This is a genomic window from Streptococcus sp. SO4 (assembly GCF_030440055.1).
Lineage (GTDB): Bacteria > Bacillota > Bacilli > Lactobacillales > Streptococcaceae > Streptococcus > Streptococcus nidrosiense.
This window is the reverse complement of sequence record NZ_JAQFJI010000002.1, coordinates 32,937-55,446: the sequence shown is the minus strand read 5'-3', so window position 1 is coordinate 55,446 and position 22,510 is coordinate 32,937. Positions and strand designations below refer to the sequence as shown.

Annotated in this window: 24 protein-coding genes and 1 pseudogene; 23 read left to right on the top strand and 2 right to left on the bottom strand. The window is 41.5% G+C overall.

Going from position 1 to position 22,510, the window contains the following annotated elements:
• Positions 1 to 90: 90 nt before the first annotated feature.
• The 17 genes and pseudogenes from PCY08_RS01450 (at position 91) to tnpA (ending at position 13,299) form a co-directional block, all read left to right on the top strand.
• Positions 91 to 552 (top strand): MarR family winged helix-turn-helix transcriptional regulator, encoded by a 462-nt coding sequence (locus tag PCY08_RS01450; RefSeq protein ID WP_301559197.1) that lies wholly within the window; start codon positions 91 to 93, stop codon positions 550 to 552.
• Positions 536 to 2,305 (top strand): ABC transporter ATP-binding protein, encoded by a 1,770-nt coding sequence (locus tag PCY08_RS01445; RefSeq protein ID WP_301559196.1) that lies wholly within the window; start codon positions 536 to 538, stop codon positions 2,303 to 2,305. The genes PCY08_RS01450 and PCY08_RS01445 overlap by 17 nt, the downstream gene beginning before the upstream one ends.
• Positions 2,295 to 4,055 carry an ABC transporter ATP-binding protein gene (locus PCY08_RS01440; protein ID WP_301559195.1) on the top strand — a complete coding sequence of 587 codons (1,761 nt, stop codon included), beginning with the start codon at positions 2,295 to 2,297 and terminating at the stop codon, positions 4,053 to 4,055. Before PCY08_RS01445 ends, PCY08_RS01440 begins: the two co-directional genes overlap by 11 nt.
• Positions 4,056 to 4,122: 67 nt before the next feature.
• Positions 4,123 to 4,479, top strand: a complete 357-nt coding sequence (locus PCY08_RS01435) for a DUF2200 family protein (protein ID WP_301559194.1) — start codon at positions 4,123 to 4,125, stop codon at positions 4,477 to 4,479.
• A 2-nt stretch (positions 4,480 to 4,481) separates the two neighbouring features.
• Complete coding sequence (locus PCY08_RS01430) at positions 4,482 to 4,985, top strand: phosphatase PAP2 family protein (RefSeq protein WP_301559193.1); 504 nt, start codon at positions 4,482 to 4,484, stop codon at positions 4,983 to 4,985.
• 118 nt (positions 4,986 to 5,103) lie between these two features.
• Entirely contained in the window at positions 5,104 to 5,550 is a 447-nt protein-coding gene (locus tag PCY08_RS01425) for a LytTR family DNA-binding domain-containing protein (RefSeq protein ID WP_301559192.1), read from the top strand.
• Between the two features lie 4 nt (positions 5,551 to 5,554).
• Complete coding sequence (locus tag PCY08_RS01420) at positions 5,555 to 6,229, top strand: hypothetical protein (protein ID WP_301559191.1); 675 nt, start codon at positions 5,555 to 5,557, stop codon at positions 6,227 to 6,229.
• A 106-nt stretch (positions 6,230 to 6,335) separates the two neighbouring features.
• Positions 6,336 to 6,524 (top strand): 50S ribosomal protein L28, encoded by a 189-nt coding sequence (gene rpmB, locus PCY08_RS01415; protein ID WP_001140948.1) that lies wholly within the window; start codon positions 6,336 to 6,338, stop codon positions 6,522 to 6,524.
• 150 nt (positions 6,525 to 6,674) lie between these two features.
• On the top strand, positions 6,675 to 7,040 hold the full coding sequence (locus PCY08_RS01410) for an Asp23/Gls24 family envelope stress response protein (protein WP_000216431.1): 366 nt from the start codon (positions 6,675 to 6,677) through the stop codon (positions 7,038 to 7,040).
• Positions 7,041 to 7,042: 2 nt separating this feature from the next.
• On the top strand, positions 7,043 to 8,710 hold the full coding sequence (locus PCY08_RS01405; protein ID WP_301559190.1) for a DAK2 domain-containing protein: 1,668 nt from the start codon (positions 7,043 to 7,045) through the stop codon (positions 8,708 to 8,710).
• Between the two features lie 164 nt (positions 8,711 to 8,874).
• Positions 8,875 to 9,081, top strand: coding sequence for a hypothetical protein (locus tag PCY08_RS01400; protein ID WP_025170070.1), 207 nt, complete (start codon positions 8,875 to 8,877; stop codon positions 9,079 to 9,081).
• Positions 9,078 to 9,272, top strand: a complete 195-nt coding sequence (locus PCY08_RS01395; RefSeq protein ID WP_301559189.1) for a hypothetical protein — start codon at positions 9,078 to 9,080, stop codon at positions 9,270 to 9,272. Before PCY08_RS01400 ends, PCY08_RS01395 begins: the two co-directional genes overlap by 4 nt.
• Positions 9,259 to 10,143, top strand: coding sequence for an ABC transporter ATP-binding protein (locus tag PCY08_RS01390; RefSeq protein ID WP_301559188.1), 885 nt, complete (start codon positions 9,259 to 9,261; stop codon positions 10,141 to 10,143). The genes PCY08_RS01395 and PCY08_RS01390 overlap by 14 nt, the downstream gene beginning before the upstream one ends.
• Position 10,144: 1 nt before the next feature.
• Entirely contained in the window at positions 10,145 to 10,882 is a 738-nt protein-coding gene (locus PCY08_RS01385) for an ABC transporter permease (RefSeq protein ID WP_301559187.1), read from the top strand.
• Positions 10,882 to 11,979 (top strand): sensor histidine kinase, encoded by a 1,098-nt coding sequence (locus tag PCY08_RS01380; RefSeq protein WP_301559186.1) that lies wholly within the window; start codon positions 10,882 to 10,884, stop codon positions 11,977 to 11,979. The genes PCY08_RS01385 and PCY08_RS01380 overlap by 1 nt, the downstream gene beginning before the upstream one ends.
• On the top strand, positions 11,980 to 12,579 hold the full coding sequence (locus PCY08_RS01375) for a response regulator transcription factor (RefSeq protein WP_000866708.1): 600 nt from the start codon (positions 11,980 to 11,982) through the stop codon (positions 12,577 to 12,579).
• Between the two features lie 205 nt (positions 12,580 to 12,784).
• Positions 12,785 to 13,299, top strand: a pseudogene (gene tnpA / locus PCY08_RS01370) (IS200/IS605 family transposase).
• 247 nt (positions 13,300 to 13,546) lie between these two features.
• Here the strand turns inward: tnpA and dusB are convergent.
• Positions 13,547 to 14,527 carry a tRNA dihydrouridine synthase DusB gene (gene dusB / locus PCY08_RS01365; protein WP_000183319.1) on the bottom strand — a complete coding sequence of 327 codons (981 nt, stop codon included), beginning with the start codon at positions 14,525 to 14,527 and terminating at the stop codon, positions 13,547 to 13,549.
• Positions 14,514 to 15,386, bottom strand: a complete 873-nt coding sequence (gene hslO / locus PCY08_RS01360) for an Hsp33 family molecular chaperone HslO (RefSeq protein ID WP_301559185.1) — start codon at positions 15,384 to 15,386, stop codon at positions 14,514 to 14,516. The genes dusB and hslO overlap by 14 nt, the downstream gene beginning before the upstream one ends.
• Positions 15,387 to 15,624: 238 nt before the next feature.
• Between hslO and PCY08_RS01355 the strand changes: the two genes are divergently transcribed.
• The 6 genes from PCY08_RS01355 to nt5e all read left to right on the top strand — a co-directional run bounded on the left by PCY08_RS01355 (position 15,625) and on the right by nt5e (position 22,411).
• Positions 15,625 to 15,756 carry a teichoic acid D-Ala incorporation-associated protein DltX gene (locus PCY08_RS01355; RefSeq protein ID WP_000358457.1) on the top strand — a complete coding sequence of 44 codons (132 nt, stop codon included), beginning with the start codon at positions 15,625 to 15,627 and terminating at the stop codon, positions 15,754 to 15,756.
• Positions 15,757 to 15,776: 20 nt separating this feature from the next.
• A complete protein-coding gene (gene dltA / locus PCY08_RS01350; protein WP_301559184.1) occupies positions 15,777 to 17,327 on the top strand; it encodes a D-alanine--poly(phosphoribitol) ligase subunit DltA in 1,551 nt (516 codons plus the stop codon).
• On the top strand, positions 17,324 to 18,568 hold the full coding sequence (dltB, locus tag PCY08_RS01345) for a D-alanyl-lipoteichoic acid biosynthesis protein DltB (protein WP_045762609.1): 1,245 nt from the start codon (positions 17,324 to 17,326) through the stop codon (positions 18,566 to 18,568). The genes dltA and dltB overlap by 4 nt, the downstream gene beginning before the upstream one ends.
• 13 nt (positions 18,569 to 18,581) lie before the next feature.
• On the top strand, positions 18,582 to 18,821 hold the full coding sequence (gene dltC, locus PCY08_RS01340) for a D-alanine--poly(phosphoribitol) ligase subunit DltC (RefSeq protein WP_036757952.1): 240 nt from the start codon (positions 18,582 to 18,584) through the stop codon (positions 18,819 to 18,821).
• Positions 18,814 to 20,082 (top strand): D-alanyl-lipoteichoic acid biosynthesis protein DltD, encoded by a 1,269-nt coding sequence (gene dltD / locus PCY08_RS01335; RefSeq protein ID WP_045762610.1) that lies wholly within the window; start codon positions 18,814 to 18,816, stop codon positions 20,080 to 20,082. The genes dltC and dltD overlap by 8 nt, the downstream gene beginning before the upstream one ends.
• 139 nt (positions 20,083 to 20,221) lie before the next feature.
• Positions 20,222 to 22,411, top strand: coding sequence for a cell surface ecto-5'-nucleotidase Nt5e (gene nt5e / locus PCY08_RS01330; RefSeq protein WP_301559183.1), 2,190 nt, complete (start codon positions 20,222 to 20,224; stop codon positions 22,409 to 22,411).
• Positions 22,412 to 22,510 lie beyond the last annotated feature (99 nt).

Below are 22,510 nucleotides of genomic sequence, written 5' to 3'. Positions count from 1 at the left end.
TCTTGACATCCTATTTGAAAATGATAAAATAGTTCTCATGAAAACTTAATTGTTCGCAAGAGAACTATTTTTATTTGGAAGGGAGAAAGCATGGATAAACCGATGTTGGTCTTTAAACGTTTTGGGCATCAGGTTCACCTCATGGTGCAAAAGGAAGCCAAGCGTTGTGGTATTGAATTTATGGGTGGACCGCAAGGACAGGTCCTCCGTTTTTTAGATCGTCGTGAGCATGATCAAGAGTTGACGCTCATTAAGGATATTGAACAAGAACTCAATGTCACCAAGTCAGTTGCTAGTAATTTAGTCAAGCGCATGGTGCAAAATGGTTTGGTAGAGTTGGAGGCAAGTCCAAGTGATAAACGAGCAAAATTTGTTCATTTGACTGAAAAATCTCGCTCTCAAATGAAGCAGGTCAAGTCTTTCTTTAATCGAATTGACCGCAGCTTACTTGAAGGTGTTTCCGAAGAAAAACTCGCTATTTTTGAAGAAGTTCTGGAACGACTTCAAGCTAATGTAGAAAAAATTGGAGGTAAGAATGAAGAAACTCGCTAAGCGTATTACAGGAAAAGAGTGGGGTATGATCATAGTGACTGTTCTCTTTACCTGTTGCTCGGTCTATCTAGAGTTAGAAGTACCGACTTACATTTCAGAAATTACTGCATTGATAGGAACGCCAGGGACACAGTTGGATGCACTTTGGTCACCAGCTATTAAGATGATGGGTTTGTCGCTTTTGGCTTTTCTATCATCTGTGACAGTTGGATTTTTTGCAGCTCGCGTTGCAGCATCCTACACGGCTCATCTGCGTAGTGATATTTTTAATCGTGTCTTGGATTACTCTCAGACAGAGATCAAACGTTTCTCTATTCCTAGTCTTTTGACTCGGACGACCAATGATATCACGCAGATTCAGATGCTCTTTACCATGGGACTTCAGGTAGTCACTCGCGGACCAATCATGGCTATTTGGGCTATTGGGAAAATCCTTGGCAAGTCAGAATACTGGATCTGGGCAGTAGTGGTGGCCGTTATCGTCAATGTTCTGATGACAACTGTTCTCATGACTCTTGCCTTTCCTAAACAATCTGTCATCCAAAAATTGACAGATAAACTCAATAGCATCACCCGTGAAAGTTTGACTGGGATTCGGGTTGTTCGTGCTTACAATGCTGAGGAATATCAAGATAAGAAATTCGAAGAAGCCAATGATGAAGTCACACGACTCAATCTCTTTGTCAGTCGCTTAATGGCCATTATGAATCCTATTATGATGGCGATTTCTAGCGGCTTGATCCTTGCCATTTACTGGATTGGTGCTTATCTTATCAACGATGCTAGTTTGACAGAGCGTCTACCACTATTTAGTGATATGGTAGTCTTTATGTCCTATGCCATGCAAGTCGTAATGGGCTTCTTGCTCATGGGTGCTCTCTTTATCGTTCTTCCTCGTACCTTGGTTTCTGCAGGGCGTATCAATCAAGTGCTAGACCTTCATTCCACTATTGAAAACCCTAGTCACCCACAGACAGCAAACTCTTCTGTGGTTGGTCAAGTGGAATACCGTGACGTAACCTTCCGCTATTCTAAAAATTCAGAAGCAGTTGTGGAACATGTCAGCTTCAAGGCAGAAGCAGGGCAAACCATTGCTTTTATCGGTTCAACTGGTTCTGGTAAATCTACGCTTGTGAACCTCTTACCCCGTTTTTATGATGTGTCAGAGGGAGAAATTCTAGTAGACGGCGTCAATGTTCAGAATTATGACTTAGAAGATTTGCGTAATAAAGTTGGCTATATTCCTCAAAAAGCTGTGCTCTTTTCTGGAGATGTTAAGGGCAATCTCGACTTTGGTAAGAGTCAAGAAACGCCACTAAGTGAGACGGCCATGTGGCAAGCTCTGGAATTGGCTCAATCTAAAAACTTTATAGAAGATAAGGAAGCGGGTATAGCTTCAGAAGTAGCTCAAGGCGGGACCAATTTCTCAGGTGGACAGAGGCAACGTCTGGCTATTGCACGCGCCTTGGCTCGGAAGCCAGAAATTCTCATTTTTGATGATTCATTCTCAGCCTTGGACTACAAGACAGATCGTATCTTGCGTCAAGTATTAGCTGAAAAAACACAATCCATGACCAAGTTAATCGTTGCCCAACGCATTTCAACCATTATGGATGCAGACCTGATCTTAGTCTTGGATCAAGGTAAAGTCGTGGGACAAGGCACCCACAAGGAACTTCTTGCAAACAATGAAGTTTACCAAGAAATTGCCTATTCACAACTATCGAAGGAGGAATTGGAACATGGAAAATAAGAAAATGTCCTTATGGAAACAGTGTAAACCTTTTCTAGCAGGTCTCCAACTTCCCCTACTAATCGCAGTTGTGGCGGCTATCTGTTCAAGTATTATCACGGTTTATGGACCAACTAAAATCAAAGAAATTACCAATTTGATTTCAGATGGGTTAATGACAGAGATTGACCTAGAGGCTGTCTCAAGTATTGCTAGCTTTTTGGTTATCCTTTATGTGCTTGGGATTATCCTGAACTATACGCAAGCCTACATTTTTTCAACTAGTATCCAACATTTCTCAAAACGTTTGCGGACAGCTATTGCTGAGAAAATCAATCGCTTGCCACTTGCTTATTTTGACCGTCATTCTCAAGGGGACACCCTTTCTCGTGTTACCAATGACGTTGATACAGCAGCTCAATCTCTCAACCAAAGTTTGGGAACAGTGATCTCAGCTAGCTTTTTACTAATTGCTGTTTTGATTACCATGTTTGGCATGAACTGGATTTTGGCACTGGTAACCGTTGTTTCAACTCTTGTTGGATTTGCGGCGGTTTCAGTCATTATGGCTAAGTCACAGGGTTACTTTAAAGCCCAACAAAACAATCTAGCAGCTGTCAATGGTTATGTGGAAGAAATGTACTCTGGCCACAATGTTGTGACCAGCTATAATGCTGTGGATACTACTAAAGAAACATTCGCAGGATTGAATCAAAATCTACATGATAGTATCTGGAAATCTCAGTTTATTTCTGGCATCATGATGCCTGCTATGTTCTTTGTCGGAAACTTTAGTTATGTTTTGGTTGTTATCGTCGGTGCTGCCTTGGCTCTTGAAGGCCATATCAGTATTGGGATTATCGTAGCTTTTATGGTTTATGTTCGTACCTTCTCACAACCCTTATCACAAATTGCTCAAGGGATTACCAGCTTGCAACAGGCTAGTGCAGCTATGACACGTGTTTTTGAGTTTCTAGGAGAAGCTGAGATGGAAGATGAATCTCATAAGGAAACACAATTGTCTGGTATGAAGGGTGAAGTAGTTTTTGATCAAGTTTCCTTTGGTTACACACCTGAGCGAACCATCATTCATGACTTTTCTGCGACAGCTCATGCAGGGCAAAAAGTTGCTATTGTCGGGCCGACTGGAGCTGGGAAGACGACTATTGTTAATCTCTTGATGAAATTTTATGAGATTGATAAGGGAAGCATTCGCATTGATGGTGTGGATACCAAGAAGATGAAACGTTCAGAAGTACACGATGCCTTTTCAATGGTCTTGCAGGATACCTGGCTCTTTGAAGGAACCATTCGAGACAATCTCATCTATAATCAAACTGAGATTAGTGATGAACGAATGATCGAAGCAGCAAAAGCAGTCGGAATCCACCACTTTATCATGACCCTACCAGATGGTTACGATACTGTTTTGGATGATACAGTGACCCTGTCAGTCGGACAGAAACAGCTCTTGACCATCGCTCGTGCCCTTCTCAAAGATTCTCCACTCTTGATTCTGGACGAAGCGACATCTTCAGTCGACACACGTACAGAGGAGTTGATTCAGAAAGCCATGGACCGTTTGATGGAGGGACGCACATCCTTTGTTATTGCCCATCGTTTGTCAACTATTCGTAATGCTGATTTGATTCTTGTCATGAAAGATGGAAATATCATCGAACAAGGAAATCATGAGGAGCTTATGGCTCAGGGTGGTTTCTATGCCGACCTCTACAATAGTCAATTTACAGAAGACGAAGCAGAAGAATAATAAACCCAAAGAAGGCTTGACGGCCTTCTTTTTCTTCTTTATACTGGTATAATAGAAAGAGGAATGTATGAGTCAGAAATTATACAATATGAAATTTTCTGCGGTCTATCCAGCCTTGATTGCAAAGGTTGAGCGAAAGGGTGGAAGGGCAGAGTCCGTTCACCAAGTGACCAGTTGGCTGACAGGTTATGAGGTGATTGACATCCTTGCTTGTCTGGATAGGGACCTTACCTACGGAGATTTTTTTCGACAGGCACCGTCTTATGCGCCTGAACGGATTGCGACAACAGGGAAGGTTTGTGGGATTCGTATTGAGGAAATTGACGATCCTCTGATGCAGGAAATCCGCCGTCTGGACAAATTAGTGGACTGGCTTGCCAAGGGGAAAACAGCCCAGCAGGTCCTAGAAAAGTATGAGAAATAGACATGAAAAACTATCAAGAGTGGTACGATAAAAGGAAATCAAGTCTCCTTCAACATCCACAGCTATTACAATTGATGCGAGTTTTTAATCGCATGATGACAGTTCTGATGCCCCTAGCCTACATGGCCTTGTTGGGGACAAGCTTTATGAGCAAGGGATTGGGGAAAGAATTTGCCACCTATATCTTAGTGCCAGCTTCTGGCTTTGTCCTATTGACGCTAGTTCGTAAGTGGATTAATCAACCGCGTCCCTATGAAACTTGGGGAATTGTCCCACTATTAGACAAGGACAGCTCTGGGAATTCAATGCCTAGTCGCCACGTCTTTTCAGCAACCATTATTTCCATGGCTTGTGTGCATGCAAATCTGCCTGCAGGGTTGATTTTATTGGTCTTATCAGCTCTTCTCGGTCTTGTGCGAGTCTTAGGAGGCGTTCATTATCCCAAGGATGTTCTGGTTGGCTATGCCTGTGGGCTCATCTGGGGAATTCTCTTCTTTATTTTGTAAAAAGCAAAGCAAGTGGGCCTGGCCTCGTAACCACTTACGAGTCAAAAGTGACCACTTGCTTTTTTGCCCTTGTAAAGTCTTCTGGCCTTTGGTATAGTAGATGCAGAAAGGAGATAGGATGAGGTTACGAATCGAGATTGATAGTGAATTAACTGAGACAGAGATTGTCATCAAGGCTGCAGCCCTGACAGATGAAATAGCTGACTTGCAACGACTCTTGCAAGAAATCAAAGCTCCTAGGTTGATTTTTTATAAGGGGACGGGTGAGTATTATCTGGACTTGGCAGAAATTCTCTTTTTTGAGACAGAAGGTAGCAAGATTTACGCCCATACCCAGAAAGACGCCTACGAGGTTCGACTCAAGCTTTATGAGTTGGAGTCCATTCTCCCTCGTTATTTCAGTCGGGTATCCAAGTCGACCATTGCCAATATCCGGCAGGTTTACTCGGTGGACAAGTCCTTCTCGGGTACAGGCACTATTTCCTTTTATCAGACCCACAAGGAGGTACACGTGTCACGACACTACCAATCCCTCCTAAAAGAAAATCTAAGAAACATGAGGTAAGAAGATGAAAAAGAAAGCATTTGGTATTGTATTGCTAGTATTGGCAGCTTTAGTATTGTTACAGGGAAATTTTGGAATCCCTTCTCTGGGAGGGCACATTTGGCCCTTGATCGGTATTGGATTTTTTGCCTACCAATCAGTTGAGGCTTTGTTGCGTCGCCACTTAACTTCAGCCACTTTTACAGCTCTAGTAGCTTTGATGATAGCCAATCATTTTTATGACATTTTACCGATTCCCAATCAATCACTGTTCTGGGCGAGTGTTCTCATCGTGCTTGGAGTAAGTATGCTGACTCATACTAACAGAACTTGGAATGGAAAAAAATGGTGGTATGACGGTGAAAAGACCATTCTGACAGACAAGGAAGTCGCTTTTGGGGCGGGTACATTTTACAAGCAAGATCAAGAATTAGTAGAAGATGAGTTTGAAGTCGGATTTGGGAATGCCAAAATCTATTATGACAATGCAGAGATGTTAGGAGATAGCGCAACCTTGAAGATAGAAGTCGGATTTGGGAATGCAGTTATCTATGTGCCCCAACACTGGAGAGTGGACTTGAAGGTGGAAACTTTTTGTGGTGCAGCCAAGGCAGATGCCCCTGTAGCCCCAACCAGCAAAACTTTGATTATCCGTGGAGATGTAGCTTTTGGGAAACTAGGAGTTGTTTACGTTAAATAAAAAAATATTCCAATCCCCTTGCCAAAAAAGAGAAAGTGTGATAACATAGTACAGTATGTGGTGCTAGCACATCCGCTATATTAGATCTAATAGGAGGAAAACACAAATGGCTAAAGTATGTTACTTTACAGGTCGTAAGACTGTATCAGGAAACAACCGTTCACACGCGATGAACCAAACAAAACGTGCCGTAAAACCAAACCTTCAAAAAGTTACTGTACTTATCGATGGTAAACCTAAAAAAGTTTGGGCTTCAGCTCGTGCTTTGAAATCAGGTAAAGTAGAACGCGTTTAATAAAGAGTAAAAGGCCATCAGGTCTTTTTCTTTTGCTCTGAGTTCAAAAAGCCTCGTCAAAGGAGCAAATATCAGCCGATACAGTATTCTGCTTTTACACTTGGCTTGAAATATGATAAAATAGAGTATCAACTAGTTGAGGTAGAAAAAATGACTGTAAAAATTAATACAAAAGATGGTCAAATCGAACTAACAGATGAAGTGATTGCTACCGTTGTAGGCGGTGCAGCAACTGAGATTTTTGGTGTGGTCGGTATGGCAAGTAAGAAAGCCCTCAAAGATAATTTCCAAGCCCTCCTTGGGAAGGAAAATTATTCTAAAGGTGTCGTTGTAAAAGCGGCCGAAGATGGTAGCATTGCAGTTGATGTATATACCGTGTTGAGCTACGGAACAAAAATCAGTGAAGTCTCAAAAAACATCCAAGAGCGTGTACGCTTTAGTTTGGAAAACCAACTTGGCATCACTGCTCAAACTGTGAATGTCTACATTCAAAATATCAAAGTTGTAGGAGAATAATCGTGTCAAATATTACTACAAGCTTATTTCAAGAAATGGTACAGGCTGCATCTACTCGTTTGAACAAGCAAGCCGAATATGTCAACTCATTGAACGTCTTCCCAGTTCCAGATGGAGATACAGGAACAAACATGGGAATGACTATCGAAAATGGTGCTAAAGAAGTAGCAGACAAACCAGCTTCAACAGTTGGTGAGGCCGCAAGTATCTTGGCTAAAGGTCTTTTGATGGGTGCGCGTGGGAACTCAGGAGTTATCACTTCTCAGCTTTTCCGAGGATTTTCGCAAGCTATCAAGGAAAAAGATGAATTAACAGGGAAAGATCTAGCTCGTGCCTTCCAATCAGGAGTTGAAGTAGCCTACAAGGCTGTTATGAAGCCAGTTGAAGGAACAATCTTGACTGTATCACGTGGTGCTGCCATCGGTGCTAAGAAAAAAGCAGAGCAGACAGACGATGCTATCGAGGTTATGCGTGCAGCCTTGGATGGAGCTAAAGCGGCTCTTGCTAAAACTCCTGAAATGCTTCCAGTATTGAAGGAAGTTGGAGTTGTAGACTCAGGTGGTCAAGGTTTGGTCTTCATCTATGAAGGCTTCCTTTCAGCTCTTACTGGTGAATATAGCGCTTCTGAAGACTTTGTAGCGACTCCAGCCAACATGAGTGAAATGATCAATGCTGAACACCATAAGTCTGTAGCCGGACATGTGGCAACAGAAGACATCACCTTTGGTTACTGTACAGAAATCATGGTTGCCCTTAAACAAGGCCCAACTTATGCTAAAGAGTTTGACTACGAAGAATTCCGTAACTACTTGAACGAACTTGGGGATTCACTTCTTGTTGTCAATGACGATGAAATCGTTAAAGTTCACGTCCATACAGAAGATCCAGGTCTTGTTATGCAAGAAGGTCTCAAATATGGTAGCTTGGTTAAGGTTAAAGTCGATAACATGCGTAACCAACACGAAGCACAAGTGGAAAAAGAAGCAGCTCAAGTCAGCAAACCAGCTGAAGAAAAAGAATATGCCCTTATCGCAGTAGTAGCTGGACAAGGCTTGGCAGACATCTTCCGTGCTCAAGGTGTGGACTATGTCATCGAAGGTGGACAAACCATGAACCCTTCAACAGAAGACTTTATCAAGGCCGTTGAGCAAGTCAATGCTCGCAACATTATCTTCTTGCCGAACAACAAAAACATCTTCATGGCAGCTCAATCTGCAGCTGAAGTGTTGGAACAACCAGCAGTAGTGGTAGAAGCTCGTACCCTTCCTCAAGGATTGACCAGTCTTCTTGCCTTCGATCCAAGCAAGTCTATCGAAGAAAATAAAGAACGCATGACTGCAGCTCTTGGTGATGTAGTCAGCGGTAGTGTAACAACAGCTGTCCGTGATACGACTATCGATGGTTTGGAAATTCATGAAAATGACAATCTTGGTATGGTAGATGGTAAGATCCTCGTATCAAACCCTGATATGCACCAAACTCTGACTGAAACATTGAAACATATGTTGGATGAAGACAGTGAAATCGTAACCTTCTATATTGGAGAAGACGGAAGTGAAGAATTGGCTAACCAAATCGCCCAAGAAATCGCAGAAGAATTCGAAGATGTAGAAGTAGAAATTCACCAAGGTCAACAACCAGTATATCCATATCTTTTCAGTGTGGAATAAAGATTAAATAGAAAACGAAAGAGGTCGGGATTTCCCGACCTTTTTCGTTTTGGAAAGAATTCTATTTTCATAGCTGAGTAGACTTTTTGTGACATTTGTCATATCTCCTCATGACAGAAGCTTCTAGTGGCACATGCTTCAAAGAATTATAATAGATGTATCAAATGGAGGAAGAAAAAATGAAACATAAAGTAATTGTCGCAATGAGTTTAGTAGCAGCAGGAGTCATGACTTATCTCATGTTTTCAGGATTGGACGAAGGCTTCTATCATTTTCCTTGGGAGTTATTTGCAGGATTTGGCATGATGTCTTGGTTGATCCGAGAAGGTTTGAAATTGGTTTCAGATGTGAAAAAGGAGTTTGAAAAATGAAAAAAGCGATTCTCTATCTCTTTATTGGACTATCACTAGTGGTATGGTTGGTAGAAATGTTTACAGGTTGGTTTGATCAAGCCTTTCTTCACCAAGTCATACGTGGTGCCTGGGGACTAGGATTTATGATTTTTATCGCCTTTCCGATGGGAAAGGAGTGGCTGAAAGGAGAATTTCATGAACATGATTAAGGTAGAAAGCCTAAATAAAAACATCAAGGGCAAGGCTATTTTGAAGGATATTTCCTTTGAGGTGGCTGAAGGTGAATGTGTCGCCTTGGTTGGTCCAAATGGTGCCGGTAAGACAACACTCTTGGATTGTTTGCTTGGAGATAAGCTAGTCACCAGCGGTCAAGTATCTATCCAAGGTTTGCCAGTGACGAGTTCTCAGTTAGACTATATTAGAGGCTATCTGCCTCAAGAAAATGTCATTGTTCAGAAATTAAAGGTCAAAGAGTTGATTGCTTTCTTTCAAAGCATTTATCCAAATCCCTTGAGCAATCAGGAGATCGATCAACTATTGCAGTTTGACAAGCAACAAAAAGAACAATTGGCAGAAAAATTGTCAGGTGGGCAAAAGCGTCTCTTTTCATTTATCTTGACCTTGATTGGGCGACCAAAGCTTGTCTTTTTAGATGAGCCAACTGCGGCCATGGATACTTCAACCCGTCAACGTTTTTGGGAAATTGTCCAAGATCTAAAATCCCAAGGAGTCACCATTCTCTATTCGTCTCATTATATTGAGGAAGTAGAGCATACAGCGGACCGGATTTTGGTCTTAAATAAGGGAGAGTTGATTCGTGATACGACACCTCTAGCCATGCGTAGTGAGGAGATTGAAAAGCATTTTATCCTACCTCTGGCTTATAAGGAAGTTGTCGAACAGTCTAACTTGGTTGAAAACTGGTCACAAAAACAAGATGCCCTGCAAGTAGTCACACGTGAAGCAGATGCTTTCTGGGAACGGTTAGTTCAGGCAGGCTGTAGGATACAAGAAATTGAAGTCAATAATCGTAGCTTGTTGGATACAATCTTTGAAGAAACACAAAAGGGAGATGACTAAGATGAAACGATGGATCGCACTAAACAAGATAGAATTTCTATTGACCAAACGACAATTAGTCTATTATCTATTATCCGTAGGGATGCCGACAGCCTTCTATTTATTCTTTTCAGGCATGTACCAGGATACACCCGGTGGACCAGATAATTTTATGCGTGATTACCTCATCTCCATGACAGCCTTTTCCATGATGTCGACAGCGATGTTTTCATTCCCAGCCGTTTTACATACCGATAAGATCAACAACTGGCAGAAAACATTACGCCATACTCCAGTAAATATGGTAGAATATTATCTATCAAAGATAACAAGTATGATGGTTGATTATCTGGTTTCAATCCTGGTTGTTTTCTCAGTTGGGCACTTGGTCAGAGGTGTGGATATGCCTCTAGGAAGCTGGATTGGGGCTGCGTTCTTGCTGATTGTGGGAAGTGTAGCTTTTGTAGCGCTTGGCTTGACCTTGACACTCTTGCCTTCTAGTCAGTTGATGTCTGTCGTGGGCAATCTTCTCTATCTAGGATTGGCTGTTTTAGGCGGACTCTGGATGCCTATCTCTTTATTTCCAGACTGGATGCAAGCAATCGGGAAGTGCCTACCAACTTATCAGTTGATGGAGTTGCTCAAGACCTTCTTAAACGAGGATGGCATCAATCTATCAGCTACAGTTTATCTACTTGTTTTTTCAGCAGTTTTATTTGGTTTGACCATTTACCTTCAAGGTCATAAGGAGAATGCTTAATGCTTGAAAGACTGAAAAGCATAGACTATATGTATTGGGCCAGTTTGATTTTTATGTTTTTTTCCATCATTCCTGTAGTGACTGGGGAGCTTCCTGTCTGGCATTTATTGATTGATATTCTATTTGTAGTGGCATATTTGGGTGTTTTAATAACTAAGAACCAGCGCCTTTCTTGGCTTTTCTGGGGCATCATGCTGGTCTATGTAGCTGGGTATACTGCCTTTGTTGCTGCGAATTATATCTGGTTTTTCTTTTTCCTTTCCAATCTCTTAATTTATCATTTTGGTGTACGTAGTTTAAAGTCTTTACATGTCTGGACTTTTCTCCTTACTCAAGTCCTTGTTGTAGGTCAACTTTTGATTATTCAGAGAATCGAAGTTGAATTTCTAGTCTATCTGCTTGGAATTCTTACTTTTGTGGATTTGATGACTTTTGGTTTGGTTCGGATTCGGATTGTGGAGGATTTGAAAGAAGCCCAGGCTAAGCAAAATGCCCAGATAAATCTATTGCTTGCTGAAAATGAACGCAGTCGTATCGGTCAGGATTTGCATGATAGTCTGGGGCATACCTTTGCTATGCTGAGTGTCAAGACAGATCTGGCCCTGCAGTTATTTCAGATGGAGGCTTATCCACAGGTGGAGAAGGAATTAAAAGAAATTCACCAGATCAGCAAAGATTCCATGAATGAAGTGCGAACTATTGTGGAAAATCTGAAATCACGGACTTTAGCATCAGAGCTTGAGACTGTCAAAAAGATGCTGGAGATTGCTGGAATTGAAGTTGAGGTTGACAATCAATTGGACAAGGCTAGCCTGACTCAGGATGTGGAGTCGACGGCTGCTATGATTTTGTTAGAACTGGCGACCAATATTATCAAGCATGCCAACGCTAATAAAACTTATCTAAAACTGGAACGTACAGATCAGGAATTGCTATTGACGGTCAGAGATGATGGGAAAGGTTTTGCAACTGTAAAAGGAAATGAACTTCATACAGTTCGAGACCGTGCTGCAGCCTTCTCAGGTCAAGTAGAACTGGTCAGTTTGAAACATCCAACAGAGGTGCGCGTGCATCTGCCTTATAAGGAGAGAAAGTAGATGAAAGTATTAGTCGCAGAAGATCAAAGTATGCTTAGAGACGCCATGTGCCAGCTCTTGAGCTTTCAACCAGATGTGGAGACTGTTCTGCAGGCGAAAAATGGAGCCGAGGCTATCGAGGTTTTGGAGAAAGAAGCAGTAGATATTGCCATACTTGACGTCGAAATGCCAGTAAAGACAGGACTAGAAGCGCTCGAGTGGATCAAACAAGAAGTGCCTGAAACAAAGGTGGTTATCGTCACGACCTTTAAACGCCCAGGCTATTTTGAACGAGCTGTCAAAGCAGGAGTCGATGCCTATGTCTTGAAAGAGCGAAGCATCGCTGAGCTCATGCAAACCCTGCATACGGTGTTAGAGGGACGCAAGGAGTATTCTCCAGAGCTGATGGAAGTCATGATGACTCATCCCAATCCCTTGACCGAGCAGGAAGTCGCTGTTTTACATGGAGTAGCACAGGGGCTGTCCAACCAAGAAATTGCGGACAAGCTCTACCTCTCAAACGGCACCGTCCGTAATTACATGACCAACATCCTCTCCAAACTAGGTGCCAGCAACCGAACCGAAGCGGCCAAAACCGCCGAAGAAGAAGGCTGGTTGTGAGGGGAGAGAAGTAAGAAAAAATCTCTTAGAAATGAATCTAAGAGATTTTTGGTGTTATGTGATTATTAGTTCGTCTCACTCCGTGAGGTGCGAGACAAATAAACCACCCGCTATTGCGGGTGCGCATCGAAGGTTATACCCAAAAAACTCCAAACGCGATACAATAAGGGTGTTCAAGCCAATTGTAAAGCGAAAGGAGAAAACCATGGTACAAAAGTCTCACAGTTTATCACACACAAAGTGGATGTGTTCTATCACTTTGTGTTCACCCCTAAGTATAGACGAAAAGTCATTTATAATCAATATCGAAGTAGTTTAGGCGAAATATTTCATCGCTTGTGTAGTTATAAAGGAGTTGAAATTATCGAGGGTCACTTAATGCCAGACCATGTACATATGTTAGTAAGTATCCCACCAAGGATAAGTGTTCCTAGTTTCATGGGGTATTTAAAAGGTGAAAGTGCACTTATGATGATTGACAAACACGCCAACCTCAAGTACAAGTTTGGGAATCGGCATTTCTGGGCGGAAGGTTATTATGTTAGTGCAGTAGGGCTTAATGAAGCCACAATCAAGAAATATATTCAAGATTAAAGAAATTATCCAGTGGATGATTTCTTCACGAGTATAAAAATTTGAGAACGAGTAAAGCATGATATAGCACTAGATAAATTGAGTGTAAAAGAATATGAGGATCCCTTTAGGGATAGTGGTAAGTAATACTCACGCCTCTTTAAGAGGCAAGTGACGAGTCAAGAGCAATGAGGCTTGAACAAGGTGAAAGCCAGCGTCTTTAGGCGCTGGCTGGTAATTTGGGCTTATAGCCCTGGTGCAAACCACCCGTTAGACGGGGGGGTTGGATTGTTACCTTGAATGCTATACGTTAAAACGCCGTATGCCGAACGATACGTATGGTGGTGTGAGATGGGCGAGAAATCAACCCTTACTCGAAAGGTAGTATAGAAGTTTAAGCCTTATCTAATTGCAATAGTGCTTCAATCTCAGCCAGTGTGCTTGCTTGTGAGATAGCTCCACGAAGTTTAGCTGCACCTGATGTTCCACGGAGGTAGTGAGGAGCGAGTCCACGGAATTCACGGACCGCAACCTTTTCTCCCTTGAGGTTGATTAAGCGTTTCAAATGCTCGTAGGCGATGTTCATCTTATCTTCAAAGGTTAAATCAGGAAGGATTTCTCCAGTTTCAAAGTAGTGATTGATTTGATTGAAGAGGTAAGGATTTCCCATGGCTGCGCGTCCAATCATAACGGCATCAGCACCGACTTCTTCGATGCGTTGTTTAGCTTCTTGGACAGTGCGAATGTCACCGTTAGCGATAAATGGAATTTTTGTCAGAGCTTGTGCAACCTTGTGGAGAGTCTCCAAATCTGCATGCCCAGTGTACATTTGTTCACGAGTACGACCGTGCATAGCAAGAGCAGAGACACCTGCAGCTTCCGCAGCGAGGGCATTTTCCACAGCTAGAGATGGATCAGACCAGCCTGTACGCATTTTGACAGTGAGAGGGATATCAAGGACTGATTGAACTTTGTTAATAATAGAGTAGATCTTATCAGGGTCCTTGAGCCACATAGCGCCAGCTTCGTTTTTCACGATTTTGTTAACTGGACAGCCCATGTTGATATCGACGATATCGGTCTTGGTGTTTTCTTGGATGAATTCTGCTGCGCGTGCTAGGCTGTCTTCATCGCTACCAAAAAGTTGGATAGAGACTGGGTTTTCGCCTTCATCGATATGAAGCATGTGAAGAGTTTTTTCGTTGTTGTATTGGATTCCCTTGTCAGAGACCATTTCCATGACAACGAGCCCAGCTCCAAGCTCTTTTGCAATGGTACGGAAGGCTGAGTTGGTCACACCGGCCATGGGTGCTAAAACGGTACGATTGGGAATCTCAACATTGCCAATCATAAAGGGGGTATTAAGATTTGTCACGAATGAGTTCCTCCAGGTCGTTTTCATCAAAATTATAAGTAGTTTGGCAGAATTGACAAGTGATTTCTGCCCCGTGGTCTTGGTCCTTCATTTCCTGCAAGTCTGAGCTTGGAAGACTAGAAAGAGCCTTCATAAAACGTTCTTTGCTGCAGTCACATTGAAAACGAATCTCTTCTTCAGACAAGCGTTTGTATGGCTCGTCACCATAGATGGCTTTAAGAAGAGCTTCAATATGGTCTTCACTCTCGAGAAGGGTTGAGATAGCTGGCATTTCTTGGATGCGTTTTTCAAAGCGAGCAATCTCTTCTTCCTTGGCTCCTGGCAAAACTTGAACAAGGAAACCGCCTGCTACTTTGACCTTGTCTTCTTCGTCCAAAAGGACATTGAGTCCAACTGCTGACGGAGTTTGCTGGCTTTCTGTCAAATAGAAGGCAAGATCTTCTCCGATTTCTCCAGAGATAAGCGGAGTCATAGAGTTATAAGGATTTCCAGTGCCGTAGTCTGTGATAACGAGAAATTGACCATTGCCGATAAAAGGTCCGACTAGAACTTCACCAGTTGCAGTCTTTTTGATGTCAACACCAGGATTTTGAACGTAACCTTTGACGTTCCCCTTGGTATCAGCTACGGTGATGATGGCACCTAGAGAGCTAGTTCCAAGAACTTTAACCGTTAGCTTGGTATTTCCTTTTTCATTGGCTGCGAGAATCTGGCTAGCAATAAGGGTGCGACCAAGTGCTACAGTTGAGCTAGCTTGGGTTTGATGTTTTTCTTGAGCAGTGCGGACGGTTTCAGTGCTATCAAGAACATAAGCACGAAAGGCCCCGCTTTCTGATATAGTTTTAATAATTTTATCCATAGCTACTATTTTAGCATAAAAATGCCCAAAGGGGGAGTGGGGTGTCTACTATCGTTTTAAAGTGATCTGTTTACATCAGTGAAATTATGAAGAAAGAACTAAAATAGGCTAAAATGTGCTCTTTAAAAATGGTAAACAGTTGAAAATGAAGAGACTAAAGTGGTAAAATGGGAACAAGAAAAAATAGTAATTGTATATTTGCATAAAATTATTGAAAATTTACAAAAAGAAGTTAATTATGGATAAAAAGAAACCAATCTATGTTTTTTTAGGGCAAACGGTCCTGTATTTTATTGTTCTACTTGGTTTGCTTTACTTTTTTAGTTACCTAGGACAAAGTCAGGGAAGCTTTATTTACAATGAATTTTAGTTTAAAGGAGAAAAATCATCGTGTCTAATAAGCCGATAAAAGATATGATTGAAGCGATTGAATATTTCGCCCAAACTCAACCTACCTTTCCAGTATACAATGTCTTAGGGCAAGAGCACACTTATGGTGATTTGAAGGCTGATTCGGATAGTTTGGCTGCAACCATTGATCAGCTAGGATTACCTGAAAAATCTCCAGTAGTCGTTTTTGGTGGTCAGGAGTATGAAATGTTGGCTACCTTTGTTGCCTTGACAAAATCTGGCCATGCCTATATTCCAATCGATAGCCATTCGGCCTTGGAGCGCGTGTCTGCCATTCTTGAAGTGGCTGAGCCAAGCTTGATCATTGCTATTTCAGAGTTTCCAATCGAAACCCCAGCTGCTCCAATCATGTCCTTGGAGCAGGTGCGTGAAGCTTATGCGGCTCAAAAAGCTTATGATTTACAGCATCCGGTCAAGGGGGATGATAACTACTACATCATCTTTACTTCAGGGACAACTGGTAAACCAAAAGGGGTGCAAATTTCGCATGATAATCTGCTCAGCTTTACCAACTGGATGATTACGGACAAGGAATTTGCGACGCCAGATCGTCCACAAATGTTGGCGCAACCACCCTATTCTTTTGACTTGTCTGTCATGTATTGGGCACCGACCTTGGCTCTTGGAGGAACGCTTTTTGCCCTCCCATCAGCCATTACTCAAGACTTTAAGCAACTCTTTGCGACCATCTTTTCTCTTCCGATTGCTATCTGGACTTCAACACCATCTTTTGCAGATATGGCCATGTTGTCTGAAGATTTCAATGCTGAAAAGCTGCCAGGCATTACCCATTTTTACTTTGATGGGGAAGAGTTGACAGTTAAAACTGCTCAGAAATTGCGCGAGCGTTTTCCAAATGCGCGTATCATCAATGCTTACGGTCCAACGGAAGCAACAGTTGCTTTGTCAGCAGTTGCTGTTACAGATGAGATGTTGGTAACCTTGAAACGTCTTCCGATTGGTTACACGAAACCTGATTCACCAACCTTTATCATCGATGAAGAGGGCAATAAACTGCCAAATGGAGAACAAGGGGAGATCATCGTATCTGGTCCAGCTGTTTCAAAAGGCTACATGAACAATCCTGAAAAAACAGCTGAAGCTTTCTTCGAATTTGAAGGTCTGCCAGCCTACCATACGGGAGATGTCGGAAGCATGACGGATGAAGGTCTTCTTCTTTACGGTGGACGGATGGACTTCCAGATCAAGTTTAATGGCTATCGTATTGAACTAGAGGATGTCTCTCAAAACTTGAACAAATCCAAGTATGTTGAATCTGCTGTTGCAGTTCCACGTTACAACAAAGACCACAAGGTCCAAAATCTCTTGGCCTATGTTATCTTAAAAGATGGCGTCAAAGAACAATTTGAGCGCGAAATTGATATCACGAAAGCTATCAAGGAAGACTTGGAAGATATTATGATGTCTTACATGATGCCGTCTAAGTTCCTTTACAGAAAGGAATTGCCACTGACTCCAAATGGCAAGATTGATATCAAAGGATTAATTAACGAGGTGAATAATAGATGATGGATTTCCTGAAACAGCTGCCTCATATTGAGCCGTATGGGAATCCGCAGTACTTTTTGTACGTGATTACTGCTACCTTGCCAATCTTTATCGGACTTTTTTTCAAAAAACGCTTTGCCTGGTATGAAATACTGGTTAGTCTCTTCTTTATCGTTACCATGTTGACGGGTGGCAAGACCAATCAATTGGCTGCCTTAGGGATCTATCTAATCTGGCAAATCTTGTTGGTTCTTTTTTACAAGCAGTATCGAAAAATTCGAGATGGCAAATGGATTTTCTATCTCGTTAGTCTGTTGTCTTTGCTTCCAATCATATTTGTAAAGGCGCAAACAGCCATTAACGGAACACAATCCTTGCTGGGTTTTATCGGAATTTCTTATTTGACATTTCGTTCGGTGGGAATCATCATCGAACTTAGAGATGGAGTCATTAAGGATTTGAAGATGTGGGAGTATTTGCGTTTTCTTCTCTTTATGCCGACATTTTCAAGTGGTCCTATTGATCGTTTCAAACGTTTTAATGAAAATTATAAGACGATACCAGAGCGTGATGAGTTGCTAGATATGCTAGCCGAGTCCGTTCGGTATATCATGTGGGGATTTCTGTATAAATTTATCCTAGCTCATATTTTAGGCGAGATTTTATTACCACCGCTAAAGAATTTAGCTCTACAAACAGGTGGCGTCTTTAACTATTATGTAGTGGCCATCATGTACACATTTGGTTTGGAGCTCTTCTTTGACTTTGCAGGTTACTCTATGTTTGCTCTAGCTATTTCAAATCTGATGGGGATTCGTAGTCCGATCAACTTCAACAAACCCTTTTTATCAAGGGATTTGAAGGAATTTTGGAATCGTTGGCACATGAGTTTATCATTCTGGTTCCGTGACTTTGTCTTTATGCGCATGGTCATGGTGATGACGAGAAAGAAGCTTTTTAAGAATCGAAATGTGACCTCAAGTGTCGCCTATATCCTGAACATGCTCCTTATGGGGTTCTGGCATGGGATAACTTGGTTTTACATCGCCTACGGACTCTTTCATGGAGTGGGCTTAGTCATTAATGATGCTTGGGTTCGAAAGAAAAAAACGCTCAATAAAGAACGTAAGAAAGCAGGGCAAGCTCCCTTGCCTGAGAATCGCTGGGTTCAGTTGCTTGGCATGGTGATAACCTTCCATGTCGTGATGATTTCATTCTTAATCTTCTCTGGATTTTTGAATGATTTATGGTTTAAAAAATAAAAGGAATTAAAAAATGGATATCAAATCAGAAGTTATTGAAATTATTGATGAATTGTTTATGGAAGATGTTTCTGACATGATGGATGAAGATCTTTTTGATGCAGGTGTCTTGGATAGTATGGGGACAGTTGAATTAATCGTGGAAATCGAAAACCGCTTTGATATTCGTGTCCCAGTTACAGAATTTGGTCGTGATGACTGGAATACAGCTAATAAAATCGTAGCAGGAATTGCGGAGTTAAAGAATGCTTAAACGCTTGTGGCTGATTTTCGGGCCTGTCTTTCTAGCGGGCTTGTTGGTGTGCCTTCTTATCTGTTTCTATCCAAGTAGCCCAAGTCATAATCTCATGGAGGAAAAATACTCTGCCGCTTCAATAAGCGCAGAAAGCTTTAAGGAAAGAAGTCAAAAAGTAAGAGCTCTTACGGATCCTGATATGCGTTTTGTGCCTTTTTTTGGATCTAGTGAGTGGATGCGTTTTGATAGTATGCATCCAGCAGTACTGGCTGAAAAGTATGACCGTTCTTATCGTCCTTACTTTATGGGACAGGCAGGAGCAGCTACCCTCAGTCAGTATTTTGGAATACAACAAATTACATCCGAACTTGAAAATAAGCAAGCGGTATTTGTCATTTCTCCACAGTGGTTTACAAAAGAAGATCATGACCCAACTATTTTCCAAACTTATTTTAACAATGACCAGTTGACTGCCTTTTTAGAGAATCAATCTGGGGATGCAGCCTCTCAGTATGCTGCCAATAGACTCTTAAAGCAAAATCCTGGTGTTTCTATGAAGAGCATCGTTGAGAAATTAGCTAAAGGAGAAAAATTATCAGAGTTCGACCAAAGTATGATTAATATTTCGTCGCAATTAAATGAGAAACAATCAGCTCTTTTTGGACAATTCTCCATTCGTGGACGCTTAAGGTACAAAGATAACGTTGAGAAATATTTGAGTAGTCTCCCAGATCAATTTTCTTATGAAGAATTGGAAAATATTGCACGTAAGGATGCAGAAGAAAATACGACCAATAATGATTTGGGAGTAGATAATCATTTTTACAATACTAAATTAAAGAAAGATTTGAAAAAATGGGAAGGATCTCAAAAGAATTTTAACTTTCTCAAATCACCTGAGTACAATGATTTGCAGTTAGTGCTCGATCAATTTGCAAAATCTAAGGTCAATGTGCTCTTTGTCTTTCAACCTGTCAATAAAAAATGGATGGATTATACCGGGTTAAGTGAGGAGATGTATCAACACACAGTTGAAAAAATTCGTTACCAGTTGGAAAGTCAAGGCTTCACCAATATCGCTGACTTTTCAAAAAACGGTGGAGATCCCTACTTTGTTAAGGATACGATTCATATCGGTTGGTTAGGCTGGTTAGCATTTGATAAGGTTGTAAATCCTTTTTTGAGCAATCCAACAACAGCGCCTGATTACCAAATGAATGACCGTTTCTTTAGTCAAGATTGGGCAACCTATGACGGAAATATCCAAGATTTTCAATAATATAGAAAAGGAGTTTGAACTTTTTGTTCAGACTTTTTTTATGAAATGTCGGATAGGTTACCTTCAAAAAGGTTAAAAGTTTAAAAATGATGCTAAATAGCGTATAATGGTAAAAGAAAGAAGAGAAAGGGATTTCAATATGAATAAACGTTTTTTGTTGCCTGTGCTATCGACAGCCCTATTAGCTCCAGCCTTTTTAGCTGGACAAGTCTATGCTGAAGAAAATACTAGTTCTTCAGAAGCTACAGAAGTTGTGAGCACTACAGAAGCACCAGTAGTGACAGCGACTCCTGAGGTTGTTACAAGTCCGGCAACGCCAGTTGAAGAGGCTGCACCTCAAAAAGAAGAAGCAGATACTGTTATCTTGCATACTAATGACGTGCATGGTCGTATTGTAGAAGAAAAGGGAGTAATCGGAGATGCCAAACTCGCAACGGTTATTGAGAAGGAGCGAGAAAAGAGCGATCAAACGACTCTAGTAGTAGATGCAGGCGATGCCTTCCAAGGTTTACCGATTTCAAACTCTACAAAGGGTGAAGCACGTGCCAAAATCTTAAACGAGATGGGTTATGATGCTATGGCTGTAGGAAATCATGAGTTCGACTTTGGACTTGATGAAGTTAAAAAATACAAAGAAATTTTGAACTTCCCATTGCTCAGCTCAAACACTTATGTCAATGGCGCTCGTCTATTTGAAGCGGCAACAATTGTTGATAAGAACAAGGATGTTGCAGGTGATGAATTTGTCGTTATCGGTGTGACAACGCCTGAAACAGCTACCAAGACCCACCCTAAAAATGTCAAAGGTGTAACCTTTACAGAACCTATTGCAGAGGTTAACAAGGTTATCGAAGAAATTCAAGCTAAAGCCTTGGCAGAAGGCAAAGACTACAAACACTATGTTGTCCTTGCTCACTTGGGAGTTGATACAACAACGCCAGTAGAATGGCGCGGTTCAACACTTGCAGAAGCACTTTCAAAAAATCCTCTTTTGAAAGGTAAGCGTGTCACTGTTATTGATGGTCACTCTCATACAGTAGAATCGACTACTTATGGTGACAATGTAACCTACAACCAGACAGGAAGCTATCTCCATAACGTTGGTAAAATCACTTACAAATCTCGCCAATTATTGGGAAATCCTTCACTCATTGCAGCTGCAGATGCTAAGAAATTGGAAGCTAATCCAAAAATTGAAAAACTTGTCAAGGATATCAAACAAAAGTATGACGCTGAAAATGCTATAGAAGTTGTTTCAAATAGCCCAGTTGAATTGAACGGTGATCGTGAAAATGTCCGTGTCCGCGAGACAAACCTTGGAAATGTCGTAGCGGATTCTCTCTACCAGTATGGTCAAACAGGATTTAGTCATCCAACAGATATCGCTGTGACAAATGGTGGTGGCTTGCGTGAAACGATTTCCAAAGATAAGCCAATTACAAAAGGAAATGTCATTGCAGTCTTGCCATTTGGAAACACAATCTCACAAATTCAAGTAACTGGTCAGCAAGTTCTGGATATGTTTGAAAAATCTCTCGGCTCTATCTTGCAGGTTGATAAGGCAGGAAAAACTGTCTTGGATGAAAATGGTCAACCATTGCTAGAACCAAGTGGTGGATTCTTACAGATTTCAGGAGCCAAGGTCTACTACGATACAAACCTAGTCGCAGGTAAACGCGTCTTGGCTATTCAAGTGAAGAATCGTGCAACTGGTCTTTATGAAAAACTAGATTTGGCGAAAATCTACTACCTAGCAACCAATGACTTCCTTGCAGCAGGTGGTGACGGTTATACCATGCTTGGTGGTGCTAGAGAAGAAGGTCCTTCAATGGATGCTGCCTTTGAAGACTATCTCAAAACAGCTGATTTGACTCAGTATGAAAAGGTAAATCCAAATTCACGCACGATTTCTGTGGATTCAAAAACATTTAAACTGCCAGAAGATCAAGGTAAAGAGCAAGATCCAGCTAAACCAGAAAAAGATACAGCAATAACTCCTACTCAACCAGGAAAAAATCAGGGAACAACTCCGGCTAAATCAGGAAATGATGCAACTAAGCCAGGAAAAACTCAAGAGACAACTCCAGTTAAATCGGAGCAAGATTCAGCAACAAAAACAACTCCATCAGGGAAAAATCAGGGAACAACTCCTGCTCAAACATCTACTGTAAAAGTTGATTATAAGGTTGCAGATCAGTTTGCTAACAAGACAGTTGTATCAGAAAAATTACTTCCAAATACGGGTAGTGAACAATCTATTTTCATGATGCTATTGGGTATGATTCTTGGAGTGACTGCCCTCTGGACTAGTCGTAAACAAGAAAAATAATTCTACAAGATGAAAACATATCAGGTGTTTTCATCTTTTTTCTTGACTCCTTGCTTGGATGTGATATACTTAACTAGTAAAGGAATGGTGTGGAAACCT